The organism is Cohnella candidum (assembly GCF_003713065.1).
Taxonomy (GTDB): domain Bacteria; phylum Bacillota; class Bacilli; order Paenibacillales; family Paenibacillaceae; genus Cohnella; species Cohnella candidum.
The window spans coordinates 2,605,001-2,619,621 of sequence record NZ_CP033433.1 but is presented as its reverse complement, the minus strand read 5'-3'; the positions used below and the strand labels follow the sequence as shown (position 1 = coordinate 2,619,621).

Here is a 14,621-nt window from a genome sequence, read left to right as displayed (position 1 = left end):
GGGGAATCGATACTTATTTTATCGTTAGAGAGGGGTACCCAAGTTTATGAAAAGCTCCAAATGGCTCGTGCTGACTCTGGTTTTCGCACTCGTGTTCGTTCTGTCGGCGTGCGGCTCCAAAAAAGAAGACAGCGCATCTTCCTCCCCAAGCGCTAGCGCGGTTGCTCCGACGGAAAGCGCACCGGCTTCCTCGGCCGCAGCATCGGAAGAAGAAATCAAGCCTGAAGACGGCGCGAAGCTGGTCGTATGGTATTCCGCCAGCGAGAAGGCGCTCGTAGACGAAGCCGCTAAAGCATTCAAAGAAAAATACGGCATCGACGTCGAGTTCCAAGACGTAGGTCCGGACAAATCGATCGAGAAAATGATCACCGACGGCCCTGCGGGCGTAGGTGCGGACGTATTCAGCGCCGTTCACGACCGTCTCGGTTCCGCGGTGCAAGCGGGCGTCGTTCTCCCGAACGACCTGCACGAAGAAGAAACGAAAGCGAACAACACGCAAAAAGCGGTTGACGCTTGGACGATCGACGGCCAGCTGTACGGCTACCCGATGTCCGTAGAAACGACCGCGGTGTTCTACAACAAAGACATCGTGAAAGAAGCTCCGAAAACGTGGGACGAAGTCATCAACTTCGCGAAAACGTACAATGACGCGAAAGCGCAAAAGTACGCCTACATGTGGGAAGTCGGCAACGGTTACTGGAGCTGGGGCATCTTCGGCGGATACGGCGCTTACGTATTCGGCAAAGATGGCAGCGACGGTTCCGACATCGGCCTGAACAAGCCGGAAGGCGTGGAAGCGGCGAAATTCTTTGAAAGCCTCCATGACATCCTGCCGATCAAAGCGGCCGACATCAAAGCCGACATCAAAACGTCTCTCTTCACCGAAGGCAAACTGGCCATGAACGTCAGCGGCCCGTGGCAGACGCAAGAATTCAAGAAAGCGCTGGGCGACAAGCTGGGCGTAGCCGAGTATCCGGCCCTGCCGAACGGCAAACCGATGATGCCTTTCTCCGGCGTCAAAGGTTTCCTGGTTAACGCCAACACGAAGTACCCGATCGCGGCGAAACTGTTTGCACAACTCATCTCTTCTGAAGAGTTCCAACAAAAGAACTTCGAGCTGTTCGGAAGCCTGCCGTCGAACAAAAACGTGGCGGCGAGCGAGAAAGTCACGAGCGATCCGTTCGCGAGCGTCTTCCTGAAGCAATTCGACAACTCGACTCCGATGCCGAAGATCAGCGAAATGAACGCTTTCTGGTCCACGCATGAAGCGGCTCTGAGCTCCCTCTGGAACGACAAAGCCGATCCGCAAAAAACGATGGACGAATGGGCGAAGAAAATGCATGACGCCATCGCCACCGCGAAGTAATCGAAATCATACAGCAGCATATCCATTCACCCGCCGGTCCTCGGCGGGTGTAATGGCTTAAAAGAAAGGAGACGGGTCAGCTTGAAGCGACATGCAGCGGCGGCGGGTTGGCTTTCGGCACTGTGCATGGGATTGGGACAGTGGTACAACAGGCAATACGCCAAGGGCCTTCTGTTCGTCCTGATCCATGCCGCCGGAATCTTTCTGATCGCGTCCAAACTGTTCCCTTATTTGCAAGGACTCGTAACGTTGGGAACCAAAGGACAGCACCTGGAGAAAGTCGGCAAAATCTATAAAAACGTCCCCGGGGACCACTCCGTCTTCATGATGATTCACGGCGTATTGGCGGCACTCGTCGTCCTTCTCTACGTCGTCATTTACATGATGAATATCCGCGATGCCGTGGCCATCGGGCGCAAACGCGAACAAGGCAGGGACCTTAAGGACCTTCAGAGCACCATGTTCCCATGGATGCTGCTCGCCCTGCCGATCATCGGCGTCGTGTTCTTCACGATCATGCCGATCGTGTTCACTTCGCTGATCGCGTTCACGAACTACGCATCGCCGAACCATATACCGCCTAAAAACCTGGTCGATTGGGTCGGATTCGCGACGTTCCATAAGCTGTTCACGCTGAACGTTTGGAGCAACACGTTTTTCGGCGTCTTGACCTGGACGATCATCTGGGCCATTATGGCGACCGTCACCTGCTACTTCGGCGGGATTCTCGTCGCCCTGCTCATCAACCAGCAAGGCATCAAGTTCAAGGGATTCTGGCGGATGCTGTTCATTATTCCTTACGCGATCCCGCAATTCGTATCCCTTCTGATCATGAAAAACATGCTGAACGAGAAGTTCGGTCCGATCAACCAGTACTTCCGGGCGTTCGGTCTTGAAGGGCTGCCTTGGCTGAACGATCCGTTCTGGGCGAAAGTCTCGGTCATCGTGGTGAACATGTGGATCGGGATCCCGGTCACGATGGTTCTCGTCATGGGCATCCTGACGAACATTTCAAAGGACCTGTACGAAGCCGCGGACGTGGACGGGGCTTCCAGCTGGATGAAGTTCCGCAACATCACGATGCCATACGTGCTGTTCGCGACCGCGCCGATCTTGATCACGCAGTTCGCGGGCAACATCAACAACTTCAACGTCATTTTCCTGTTGACCGGCGGCAACCCCGCCACGATGAACTACAACAACGCGGGCGAAACGGATCTTCTCGTGACGTGGCTGTATAAGTTGACGCTCGACTTCAACCAATACAACATCGCCGCAGCCGTGTCGATCCTGATCTTCCTGTTCATCGCTACCATGGCCATTCTCCTGTACCGGAGAACGAGATCGTTCAAGGAGGAGGACATGATCCAATGAAACCACGCCTGATTTTCAGCTACCTGCTGCTCATTCTGATCGGATGCGCGGCGTTGTACCCGGCTTTGTGGACGGTTCTGTCCTCCTTCCGGGTGGGCAACTCGTTGTTCAGCGACCATTTCATTCCGACGAAATGGACGCTGGAACACTACCGCGACCTGTTCCGGGACCGCGCGGACCGGAGCATTCCGTACGCGACGTGGTATTGGAACACGTTGAAGGTCGCGACGGCGAGCATGATTTTAGGTACCTTGATTCAGCTGCTGACGGCCTACGCGTTTTCCCGTTTCCGTTTTAAAGGGCGCAAATCGCTCATGACGGTCACGCTGATTTTGGGCATGTTCCCGGGATTCCTCAGCATCATGGCGCTCTTCGTCATCTTTAACACGCTGAACTTGTTGGATACGCAGTGGGCGCTGATCATCGTGTACTCCGCAGGCGCGGCGCTGGGCATGTTCGTGGCCAAAGGCTTCTTCGACACGATCCCCCGCAGCCTGGAAGAGGCGGCGCGGATCGACGGCGCGAGCCACATGAAGATTTTCACGAGCATCATCCTGCCGCTTTCCCGTCCGATCATCACGTATATCTCGCTGACTACGTTCGCGGGCGCCTGGGTCGACTTCATTTTCGCCCGGATGATCCTGAGATCGCCGGAGCAGTGGACGTTGGCCGTCGGCTTGTGGAACATCATCGATGCCTATAACAGCACGGAGTTCACCTTGTTCGCCGCGGGATGCGTACTCGTTGCCATCCCGATCACGGCACTGTTCATGTACACGCAGCGGTTCCTCGTGGACGGCTTGACGGCAGGCGCTAGCAAAGGATGAGCCGTTTGAAACGGATCGTTTCCGTCGTCTCCGTCTTGGCTCTGAGCGCCGCTGTCGCAGCTTGCTCCGTTGGCGGAGGCGGAGGCAAGAACGACAAACCAAAGGCTTCCGCCCAGTCCAACGTGTACTATGAAATTTTCGTCCGGTCGTTCGCCGATTCGAACGGCGACGGCATCGGCGATTTGAACGGAATCACCGCGAAGCTGGATTACCTGAACGACGGCAGGCCGGGCGAAGGCAACGATCTCGGCGTTGACGGCATCTGGCTGATGCCGATCAACCCATCGCCTTCCTACCATGGTTACGACGTGACGGACTATCGCGCGGTGAACCCGGATTACGGCACGATGGACGATTTGAAGAAACTCGTGTCCGAAGCGCATAAACGCGGAATCAAGGTGATCATGGACCTCGTCGTGAACCATACGAGCTCCGAGAATCCGTGGTTCATCGATTCCGCTTCCGGCAAGGACAGCGCACACCGGAACTGGTACGTATGGGCGGAGGATTCCGGCCGCGAAACGGCCGGCTCCAGCGCCGCGGGCGCTTCGGAAGCCTGGCACGAGAAGAACGGCAGCCATTATCTCGGGATTTTCTGGGAAGGCATGCCGGACTTGAACTTCGACGAGCCGGCCGTCCGGCAGGAGATCATCTCCGTCGGCAAGTTCTGGCTCGAGCAGGGGGTCGACGGCTTCCGGCTGGATGCGGCAAAGCATATCTACGAGGATTTGAACACCGACAAGAACAACAAGACGCTGAACAAGAGCGTCGCTTGGTGGTCGGAGTTCAAGCAGGCGATGCAGCAGGTAAAGCCGGACGTTTACTTGGTCGGAGAGGTATGGGACGCTACCGCGAGAGTCGGCCCTTTCCTGAAGGCGCTCGACTCGGCGTTCAACTTCGATCTGGCCGGCAACCTCATCGGCGCCGCCCAGAACGAAAGCGCGTCGAACCTGGGATACACGTTGTCCCGCATCCATGAATTCTATAACAAGCAATCCGACGGCAAATTCATCGAAGCGCCGATCTTGTCCAATCATGACCAAACGCGCGTCATGACGGCCTTGAAAGGCAATTTGGACCATGCCAAAACCGCGGCCGCCATGCTCCTGACGATGCCGGGCAAACCGTTCATCTACTACGGCGAAGAGCTCGGCATGACCGGCGACAAGCCGGACGAGCGGATCCGCGAGCCATTTCCGTGGAAGCGCGCCCCCGGCGATCCCGAGGAGACGAAATGGGAACCGGCGACCGGACGCGGAGACGGTTCGGTATCGGTCGAAGCGGAAGTGGAGACCCCCGGCTCCCTTCTGGACCGTTATCGGACGCTGATCTCCTGGCGTTCTCAGGATGCTGCGTTGCGCAGCAACGTCATCGGCGAATACGATGCGGATAACGCCTCCGTAATGGCGTACACCCGCGGCGCGGGCGAGGAGAAGCGGCTCGTGCTGACGAACTTGTCGGGCAAGCCGCAGACCGTGGCGATCAAGTCTTCGAAGGCCGATCCGACCGAGTATGCGAAGATCGCCTTCACGACGGACGAGAAGGCAGAGCTGAAAGACGGCCAATTGGCGCTGCCGCCGTACTCGACCGCCGTTTTAAAGCCTTGAGAATGTAATGCGAAAAACCCCGTTATGCCGGACCCCCTTCCGGCAAACGGGGTTTTTGCTATGTCTTGAAGATTAGCAGTTTGCCCGGGAACGACCGGTTTGCGCCGAATTAGTGGGAGAAATTCCAACTATGTTCAAGCGCGGACTGGAAAACCTCCTGCTTATTCCGGTTTGAAGACAACAACACCTCAATTAAAATGGAAATACTCCAGTAGAATCGGCGGGGAGAGGCGTCTCCCCGCTGTTGAGTCGAATTAAACTGCAGGATTTCCACTCCACGTATCCAAATCATCCAATAAATGAAAATGGACTGGAGATTCTCCAGTCCATTTCGTAATTTCGCTTCCTATAACACTCTAACGATCGCGTACCCCAGCGGCGGCAGCGCAACATGCAGCTTTCGCCCGCGGAGCTCGGCGGTTCCTTCGCCGAACACAACCTCCGGCGCAGCAGCTTCCGGCAGCGCGACCGCCAGCGAAGCCTTGCGCTTGCCCGCGTTCAGCGCAACGATGAAGCGCTCGCCGTCCGCTTCCCGCAAATACGCGATCGCGGACCGGCCCTCCTCGGACGACAGCATCTCGAAGCTTCCGTCCCGCAGCGCCCGATGCGCTTTGCGCAATCGCACCAGCTCCGCGAAAAACGCGAACAGCTCGGCGTCCTGCTTATCCTCTTCCCATACCATACATTTACGGCAACCCGGATCCTGTCCGCCGTCCATGCCGATCTCGTCGCCATAGTAGATACAGGGAGTGCCGGCCATCGTGAATTGGATGACCGAGCCCAGCCGCACCTTCCGCTTATCCCCTTGGCTCAGGGTCAGCAGGCGAGGAGTGTCGTGGCTCCCCAGCAAGTTGAACGCCGCCTCCGTCGCCTGCTGCGGATAAGCGGCCAGCAGGTACCCGGCCAGGTCGGCGAACTGTCGGCCGTCCCGTGTTCCTCGCACCGCATAATCAAGGATCGCTTCCGTCAGCGGGTAGTTCATGACCGCGTCGAACTGATCGCCGCCCAGCCACGGCAGGGAGTCATGCCAAATCTCGCCGAGAATGTAAGCTTCCGGCTTCGCGGCCTTCACGACCTCGCGGAACTTACGCCAAAAACGGTGGTCAACCTCGTTGGCCACGTCCAGCCGCCATCCGTCAACGTCGACTTCCTCGATCCAGTAGCGCGCGACCTCGAGCAGATATTTTTGGACATCCTCATTTTCCGTGTTGAGCTTCGGCATGTGCTTTTCGAAAGCGAACGCGTCGTAGGTGGGGATGCCGTCCCGCACCTCGAGCGGGAACTCACGGACGTGGAACCAATCCGCGTACTTGGAATCGGCGCCTTTCTCCAGCACATCGACGAACGGAGCGAACGTGCGGCCGCTATGGTTGAACACGGCGTCCAGCAGCACGCGGATCCCGCGGGAATGGCATTCCTTTACGAGTTCCTTCAACGTTTCGTTCGTGCCGAAATGCGCGTCGACCTTCAAATAATCCTCGGTATCGTATTTGTGGTTCGTTCTCGCGGCAAACAGCGGGTTGAAGTAGATCGCGTTCACGCCGAGCCGCTCCAGATGGTCGAGATGGTCGATGACCCCCTGCAGGTCGCCGCCGAAATAGTTGAACGGCTCCGGTTCCCCGCCCCAAGGCTCGACGCCTTCCGGATCGTTGGACCGATCCCCGTTGGCGAACCTCTCCGGGAAGATCTGATAGAACACCGCATCCTTTACCCAAGCCGAAGGTTGAAACACGTCGGCAGGATTGAGGAACGGAAACTCGAAATACAAATTGTGATTCGGCTCTTTCTCGTGGAAGCCTTGCTCGTTGAGCCACAGCTTCTCTTTGCCGGCTTGCAGGAGAAACCCGTATTTGAGGCGGCGGTACTGCGGCTGTACCTCGGCTTGCCAATAATCGAACAGCGCATCCTGCGCGAACACGCGCATCGCCGTCGTTTCGTGCCCGATGACGTGCCAATTGTACTTATCCCCGTGGAGCAGGTCCACCCGTTCGACGTCTCCCCGCTTGGTGCGGATGCGGATATGAATGTTGCGACGGTCGTAGGCGTAGGACCAGTTGTTTTTCGGACGGTGGTAAATCGCTTCCTTGAGCATATGAAATTCCTCCTTGTTTCCTCGGTGGAACTGCTGCGATGGACGCAAAAAAGCACAACCTCCCGCAAACGCGTTCCGAGGTTGTGCCTGGCTTGTTCAGCAGACAGCATGGCCTTCAAATTACTTTTTATTATACCGCATGGGAACCGAATGGGGAACCCGCGCCTCTAACGAAATAGAAAGAAAGGAGGCCGAGTATGAACGATGGGATTCGGCATACGGATATTAGGCTCGCAGCGTCCGGGGATCGCGAAGCATTCTCGAGACTGATCCGTGACTCGCAGTTGGAATTGTACAAAATGGCGCGTTCTATGCTGCGACAGGACGAAGATGTGGCCGACGCGATCCAGGAAACGATCCTAAAAGCTTACCGCCATATCACCAGGTTGAGGGAGCCCGCTTATTTTCGTACGTGGCTTTTTCGGATCTTGATCCGGGAATGCATGGCGGCGAGCCGGCGGAAAAGACGTTTTGCGGCATTTCTGGCAAACATGCCGAAAGCGCCGGCGATTGCACGAGCCGCAGGGGATATGGACCTGCATGACGCGGTCGACCGCCTTGGCGAACCGGCACGCACGATCGTGAAGCTGCATTACTTCGCGGATCAGCCGATTGCCGAGATCGCCGCCGTGCTGAACATCTCGGAAGGTACCGTCAAATCCAAGCTGTACCGGGCGAGAAAGAAATTGGCCAAAACGTTAACCGAACCGGAAGAAGGAGGTGTGGGCTATGAGTTACATTGATCCGGAGATCGCGCTCAGACGCCAATCGACGAATCAGAGCGAAACGCTTCCGTCCCTCGTTGCCCTGAGGATCGAACAAACTTTGCAGGCATTGCCGGATTCGAAAACGATGCAGAGAAGAAAGGCGCTGCGAAAATGGACGTTGTCCGCGGCTTCGGTCTGTATCGTTTTAGGCGGATTGTTCGCTTTCGTCGCTGGGGCCGGTTCGGACGTACAATCGGAACTCCGCAGCATCCCGGTCGTCGGCTCGCTGATTCCGGATTCGAAGACAAAGCCGTTGCAGCAGGCGAGCGATCAGGGAATTGATTTTCAAATCATGGACGTCATCTATGACGGCCATGTTCTTCGGATCGACTACGAAATCGATTCCGATCGCGACCTGTCGGGGAAGAATCTCGAGGTGAACATGAAAATAGACGGCGTGGCGATTGAAAAAATCGTTCACGACAAGGGAGGAAACCAGCCTCCCGTCATCGTGGACGGAGAGCAGGTCACTTCCCGCCGAAGCCGAGGCATCCTCACGACTTCTTTTGCTGCCTATCGACCGAGCTCTTTTCGCATGGATCTAGAGGTGACCCGGATCGGAAGCCAAGACGGGAAGTGGGTGATTTCCCGAAACATCGCCAAGACGGACCGCATCATCGTCATCGAATCCGGCAAGCGTGTCGAGAACGGTCTGTTCAGTCTGGAGTTAGGCCGGTTCGCGTTATCGCCTTTGACTTCAGAATTCAGTTACAAAATGACGCCGAAGGATCCGGATATGGATCAGATGATGGTCGGTTTCGACGTCGTCGGGGACAAAGGACAGATCTACTCCTACAACAGCGAAACGGTTGGAGGCGGATTGCCCGCATCCAGCGGATTCCGATCGGATATGTTTAGCCCGTTGAGATCGGGCACCCGTTATTTGACCATCCGTCCGTTCCATTACGTTTATGGCGATTCCGGTCTACCTGATCCCAATGCGATTTCCCGAGTGCCGATGGACGGCATCCCGTCGGAACGAGAACCGATCGTTCTTCCGCAAGGAAAAGCGGGACGGGTGTTCGTCACGAAAATCGAATATTTCGAAGATCAAACAGTTATCCACTTCAAGACGGAAGGATCCAATCCGAATCAACAGTCGCAATACTTCTGGGTAGAGCGGGAAAACGGGACCATGCCCGACATTTTAGGAAGACCCGTGCCGAACATCCATCAGGAAGAACAAATGTTAGTTATCGCCCCCGTCCCAGCCGATGCCAAACTGGTATTCGCGACCGCTCCGGTCGTTCCGATTACTTATGATCCGGACATGCAGTTCCGCCTCGAGATCCCCCGCTGATCCTTGTGCTATAATGAAGGAACATGCAGGGGAGGGGACGGAGCATGAACGAAAACGACAAACCGATCGCGCTGAGGGAATGGGCGGTGGCCGTGCGGGCTCTCGAGGAAGGACGCCAGGTGATTGTACTGCGCAAGGGCGGCATCGCCGAGGAGACGAAGGATTTCAGCCTGCAAAGCCATAGCTTCTATCTTTTTCCTTCCTTCGAGCACCAGAAGCCGCACCTGGTCAAACCGGAAGCCGCAGACGCGCTCCGCTCGACGCAGGAGGAAGCGGCCAGTAATCCGGGTAGCGTACGGATCGCTTCCTATGCCGAAGTCGTGGAAGACATCGAAGTGACCGACGCCGAGACGCTGAAACGGTTGGATGATCTGCACATCTGGACGGAAGACTATGCCGAGGAGCGGCTGAAGTGGAAAAAGACGAAGCCCCTTCACGTGTTGATCCTCCGCATGTACGGACTCACGGCGCCCGCTGACGTGCCGATGAACGAAACCTACGCCGGCTGTAAATCCTGGCTTCGAGTGCAGGAGCAGCTGCCTTCGCCGAAACCGTATCCGATTCTCGACGACGACAAATTCGCCTTCATGGCCGACAACGTTCGCAAAGCCATACAGGGGTAATGCAAGCGCGATACCGGACCTTGCCTGTTACGGGCCAAGGCCCGGTTTGCATTTTACATGCGGTTTTCATAAAATTGTATTGAGAATCACTGAGAATCACTTTATAATTATTCTAAATAAGGTTGCGACAATTTCCGGATCGTTCGACGAAACAAGGCTTATGGGGGTTCGGCTCGCACCCGAGAGAACACATGGAGGTTACGACAAATGTCCACGCAATTTGAGATTCGCGGTCTGAAGGCGACCATCGAGGGTAAAGAAATCCTGAAAGGGATCGACCTCAAAATCAACGGCGGGGAAATCCACGCGATCATGGGACCCAACGGTACCGGTAAAAGTACGCTGGCTTCCACGCTGATGGGCCATCCGAAGTATGAAGTCACGGACGGCGAAGTCTCCCTGAACGGCGAAGACGTTTTGGAGATGGAAGTGGACGAGCGCGCCCGTGCCGGCCTGTTCCTGGCCATGCAATATCCGAGCGAAATCACCGGCGTCACCAACGCCGACTTCCTGCGCAGCGCCATCAATGCTCGCCGCGGTGAGGGCAATGAGATTTCCCTGATCAAGTTCGTCCGCCAAATGGAAGGCAAAATGAAGGAGCTGGAGATGAACCCCGAGTTCATGCACCGCTACCTGAATGAAGGCTTCTCCGGCGGCGAGAAGAAACGCAACGAAATCCTGCAGATGATGATGCTTGACCCGAAAATCGTCGTTCTCGACGAGATCGACTCGGGCCTCGACATCGACGCGTTGAAAATCGTGGCCGCCGGCGTTAACGCCATGCGCGCGGAAGACCGCGGCTTCCTGATCATCACCCACTACCAGCGTTTGCTGAACTATGTCAAACCCGATTTCGTGCACGTCATGATGCAAGGCCGCATCGTCAAATCCGGCGGTCCGGAGCTCGCGGAGCGCCTGGAAGCGGAAGGTTACGATTGGGTGAAAGAAGAACTGGGCATCGTCGACGAGACGGTCGGCCAGGCGTAAGAGGATAAGGGAGGTTATACGATCATGAGCACACCGACCACCTCTTTCGGCCGGGAAGCGGCGGCTGCGTTGTCCCGCAGCAAGAATGAGCCGGCTTGGCTGACGGAATGGCGCGAGGAAGCCGGAGAACTGGCTTCCAAGCTGGAACTGCCGAAACCGGAGAAAATGCCGCTTACCCGTTGGACGCTGGACCAATACGGAACGAACCGCCCCGGCACGGCCGTTGCGCAAACGGCGGATCTGCCGGCCGCGATCGCCGGCCTGCTGCCCGAAGATACGCAGGGCGCGCTGATCGTTCAGCATAATTCGTCCGTCATCTACACCCGTTTGTCCGATGACCTCAAGAAGCAAGGCGTCGTGCTGACGAGCTTGGAAGAAGCGGCCCGCTCGCACGAGCAACTGGTCAAGGACCATTTGATGACGGAGTACAAGAAAGACGAGCATAAGCTGGCCGCCGTGCATGCGGCATTGTGGAACGGCGGGGTTTTCCTGTACGTGCCCCGCAACGTCGACATCGAATTCCCGATCCAAGCGCTGCTGTTCGCGGACGACGCGGAAGCGACGTTCATGCCTCACGTATTGATCGTGGCGGATACCAACAGCCGCGTCGCATTCGTGGAACAAGCGGCGACGCTGCTGGACGGTCAAGACGGGCAAACGCTGCTTCATAACAGCGCTGTCGAAATTTTCGCCAAAGCCGGCGCGCATGTCCGCTACGCGGCCGTACACCATATGGATGCCGGAGTCGTCGACGTCGCTTACCGCCGTGCGGTACTGGCGAACGACGCCCGCGTCGAATGGATCATCGGCGACTTGCACAACGGCAACACGCTGACCGACACCAAGTCGGTGCTCAAAGGCAACGGCTCGACGTCCGACTCCAAAATCATTTCCGTCGGAACGGGCAGCCAGCGCATGAGCCTCACGACGGGTGCCGTGCATTTCGGCAAATCCTCGGAGAGCGACATGGTGACCCGCGCGGTCATGAAGGAAGAAGCCACCGCCATCATTAACGGCGTAACCAAAATCGAGCACGGCGCCACCAAAGCGAACGGCCAGCAGACGGAGAAAGTACTTATGCTGAGCCCGAAAGCGCGCGGCGACGCCAACCCGATCCTGCTCATCGACGAAGACGACGTCAAAGCGGGCCATGCGGCCAGCGTCGGCCAAGTCAACCCCGAGATGGTGTACTACCTGATGTCGCGCGGCGTCAGCCGCAAAGAAGCCGAACGCCTTATCATCCACGGGTTCCTGGACCCGGTCGTTTCCGAAATTCCGCTCGCGGGACTGCGCGAACAATTGCACCGAATCCTGGAGAGAAAGCTGGGGTAATATGGACCCGATCGCGCTGAAAGCCGAATTTCCGATTCTCCATCAAGAGATTAACGGGCATCCGCTCGTTTATTTGGATAACGCCGCCACGACGCAAAAACCGAGAGTCGTGCTCGACGCGATCCGCAAATACTACGAATGGGACAACGCCAACGTCCACCGCGGCGTCCACACGCTCGGTTCCCGGGCGACGGACGCCTACGAAGGCGCAAGGGAAAAGGTCGCGCGGTTCCTGAATGCGGCCAGCACGCGGGAGATCATTTTCACCCGCGGTACGACGACCGCTCTCAACATGGTCGCTTCCGGCTATGCCCGGTCGGTGCTTCGCGAAGGTGACGAGATCGTCATCACCCCGATGGAGCACCACAGCAACCTGATTCCGTGGCAGCAGGCCGCGAAAGCGACCGGCTCGACCTTGAAGTACATTCCATTGCAACCGGACGGCACGGTCTCGTTGGAAGACGTCGAGAAGACGGTGACCGAGCAGACGAAAATCGTTTCGATCACCTACGTTTCCAACGTGCTCGGAACGGTCAACCCCATTGCCGAAATCGCGAAAATCGCGCACCGCAAAGGTGCCGTACTCGTCGTCGACGGCGCTCAGAGCACGCCCCACCTCAAAGTGGACGTCAGGGCGCTGGACGTGGATTTCTACGCGTTTTCCGGACACAAAATGTGCGGGCCGACGGGCATCGGCGCTTTGTACGGCAAGTCGCAGCTGCTGGAGCGCATGGAACCGGTGGAATACGGCGGTGAGATGATCGATTTCGTCGAACTGTACGACTCCACCTGGAAGGACTTGCCTTGGAAATTCGAAGGCGGCACGCCGATCATCGCCGGAGCGGTCGGTCTCGGAGCCGCGATCGATTTCCTCGAGCAGATCGGCCTTCAGCAAATCGACGCGCACGAGAAGAAGCTGACCCGATACGCGATGGAACGCCTGTCCGCGATCGACGATCTGAAAATATACGGGCCGCGCGAGGAACGCGCCGGATTGGTCACTTTCAATCTCGGCGACGTTCATCCCCACGACGTGGCGACGGTGCTCGATACGTACGGCATTGCCGTACGCGCCGGACACCACTGCTGCCAGCCCCTGATGCGGTGGCTCGAAGTCAGCGCTACGGCCAGGGCGAGCTTTTATCTATATAACACGGAGCAGGATGTCGACCGTCTCGTGGACGCGCTGGTCAAAACAAAGGAGTTTTTCGGATGAGTCATCTCGACGATCTGTACCGCCGCGTCATTATGGATCATTATAAAACTCCCCGCAACCGCGGCACGATGGATGACGGTTCCGTGACCGTGAACTTGAACAATCCGACCTGCGGAGACCGGATCAGCCTGCAATTGCAGATCGAGGACGGCATCGTCAAGAACGCCAAGTTCAGCGGCGAAGGCTGCTCGATCAGCATGTCCTCGGCCTCGATGATGACGGACGCGGTCAAAGGCAAAACGACGGAAGAAGCGCTCTCGATGGCGGAGAAGTTCTCGTCCCTCATGAAGGGCGAGGACGTGAACTTCGATGAGTACGAAGATATAGAAGCCCTGTCCGGCGTGAACAAGTTCCCGGCGCGCATCAAATGCGCGACGCTCGCTTGGAACGCGCTCCGCAAAGGCGTGGAAAACGGGCAAGGCCAGCACGAAGGCATCGAACAATAACGGGAAGAAGGAGGGACTCACGCGATGGCGAAGCAAATCGAATTCGAAGAGTACAAATACGGTTTCCGCGACGAACATAAAGCGATTTTCCAGTCCGGCAAAGGACTGACGGAGGAGATCGTCCGCACGATTTCCGAAATGAAAGGCGAGCCGGAATGGATGCTCCAGTTCCGCTTGAAATCGCTCGAGCAGTTCAAGAAGACGGCGATGCCCCGTTGGGGCGGCAACATGGACGATCTGGACTTCGAGGACATCCAGTACTACGTCAAGCCTTCCGAGAAGCAAGGCAAGACTTGGGAAGAAGTCCCGGAAGAGATCAAAGCGACGTTTGACAAGCTCGGCATTCCGGAAGCGGAGCAGAAGTTCCTTGCCGGCGTCTCGGCACAGTACGAGTCCGAGGTCGTCTACCACAGCATGCAGGAGGATCTCGAGAAGCAGGGCGTTATCTTCATGGATACCGACACCGCGCTGCGCGAGCATCCGGAAATTTTTAAGGAACATTTCGGCACGGTCGTGCCTTACACGGACAACAAGTTCGCGGCGCTGAACAGCGCTGTATGGTCCGGCGGCAGCTTCATTTACGTCCCGAAAGGCGTCAAATGCGAAATTCCGCTGCAGGCTTACTTCCGGATCAACTCCGAAAACATGGGCCAATTCGAGCGTACGCTCATCATCGCCGACGAA

Annotated in this window: 13 protein-coding genes (1 of these 13 cut by a window edge); 12 read left to right on the top strand and 1 reads right to left on the bottom strand. The window is 57.0% G+C overall.

All coding sequences use genetic code 11. From position 1 onward, the window contains the following. The first annotated feature begins 46 nt into the window (after window positions 1–46). From EAV92_RS12325 to EAV92_RS12310, 4 genes are all read left to right on the top strand, one after another. On the top strand, window positions 47–1,366 hold the full coding sequence (locus EAV92_RS12325; protein ID WP_123041365.1) for a sugar ABC transporter substrate-binding protein: 1,320 nt from the start codon (window positions 47–49) through the stop codon (window positions 1,364–1,366). 81 nt (window positions 1,367–1,447) lie between these two features. Then, window positions 1,448–2,740 (top strand): carbohydrate ABC transporter permease, encoded by a 1,293-nt coding sequence (locus EAV92_RS12320; RefSeq protein WP_123041364.1) that lies wholly within the window; start codon window positions 1,448–1,450, stop codon window positions 2,738–2,740. After that, complete coding sequence (locus EAV92_RS12315) at window positions 2,737–3,567, top strand: sugar ABC transporter permease (RefSeq protein ID WP_123041363.1); 831 nt, start codon at window positions 2,737–2,739, stop codon at window positions 3,565–3,567. The genes EAV92_RS12320 and EAV92_RS12315 overlap by 4 nt, the downstream gene beginning before the upstream one ends. Continuing rightward, window positions 3,564–5,174, top strand: coding sequence for an alpha-amylase family glycosyl hydrolase (locus EAV92_RS12310; protein ID WP_123041362.1), 1,611 nt, complete (start codon window positions 3,564–3,566; stop codon window positions 5,172–5,174). The genes EAV92_RS12315 and EAV92_RS12310 overlap by 4 nt, the downstream gene beginning before the upstream one ends. A 346-nt stretch (window positions 5,175–5,520) precedes the next feature. Here EAV92_RS12310 and EAV92_RS12305 read toward each other — a convergent pair whose 3' ends face one another. Next, the gene (locus tag EAV92_RS12305; protein ID WP_123041361.1) at window positions 5,521–7,266 is read right to left on the bottom strand and encodes an alpha-glycosidase; all 1,746 of its coding nucleotides are present in this window, start codon (window positions 7,264–7,266) and stop codon (window positions 5,521–5,523) included. Between the two features lie 197 nt (window positions 7,267–7,463). Here EAV92_RS12305 and EAV92_RS12300 point away from each other — a divergent pair, with 197 nt between their 5' ends. The 8 genes from EAV92_RS12300 to sufB all read left to right on the top strand — a co-directional run. Next, a complete protein-coding gene (locus EAV92_RS12300; protein ID WP_123041360.1) occupies window positions 7,464–8,009 on the top strand; it encodes a sigma-70 family RNA polymerase sigma factor in 546 nt (181 codons plus the stop codon). Next, entirely contained in the window at window positions 7,996–9,333 is a 1,338-nt protein-coding gene (locus EAV92_RS12295) for a DUF4179 domain-containing protein (protein ID WP_123041359.1), read from the top strand. Before EAV92_RS12300 ends, EAV92_RS12295 begins: the two co-directional genes overlap by 14 nt. 44 nt (window positions 9,334–9,377) lie before the next feature. Then, window positions 9,378–9,956, top strand: a complete 579-nt coding sequence (locus EAV92_RS12290) for a DUF1802 family protein (RefSeq protein WP_123041358.1) — start codon at window positions 9,378–9,380, stop codon at window positions 9,954–9,956. A gap of 207 nt (window positions 9,957–10,163) precedes the next feature. After that, window positions 10,164–10,943: a Fe-S cluster assembly ATPase SufC gene (gene sufC / locus EAV92_RS12285; protein ID WP_123041357.1), complete on the top strand. Its 780-nt coding sequence runs from the start codon at window positions 10,164–10,166 to the stop codon at window positions 10,941–10,943. A 24-nt stretch (window positions 10,944–10,967) separates the two neighbouring features. Next, window positions 10,968–12,275 (top strand): Fe-S cluster assembly protein SufD, encoded by a 1,308-nt coding sequence (gene sufD, locus EAV92_RS12280; RefSeq protein WP_123041356.1) that lies wholly within the window; start codon window positions 10,968–10,970, stop codon window positions 12,273–12,275. 1 nt (window position 12,276) lies between these two features. After that, entirely contained in the window at window positions 12,277–13,491 is a 1,215-nt protein-coding gene (locus EAV92_RS12275; RefSeq protein ID WP_123041355.1) for a cysteine desulfurase, read from the top strand. Then, on the top strand, window positions 13,488–13,937 hold the full coding sequence (sufU, locus tag EAV92_RS12270) for a Fe-S cluster assembly sulfur transfer protein SufU (RefSeq protein ID WP_123041354.1): 450 nt from the start codon (window positions 13,488–13,490) through the stop codon (window positions 13,935–13,937). Before EAV92_RS12275 ends, sufU begins: the two co-directional genes overlap by 4 nt. Window positions 13,938–13,961: 24 nt before the next feature. Further along, window positions 13,962–14,621 carry the beginning of a Fe-S cluster assembly protein SufB gene (gene sufB, locus EAV92_RS12265; RefSeq protein ID WP_123041353.1) on the top strand. Its footprint extends 735 nt past the window's final position, so only the first 660 of its 1,395 coding nucleotides appear in the window; its start codon is at window positions 13,962–13,964; its stop codon lies beyond the right edge, outside the window.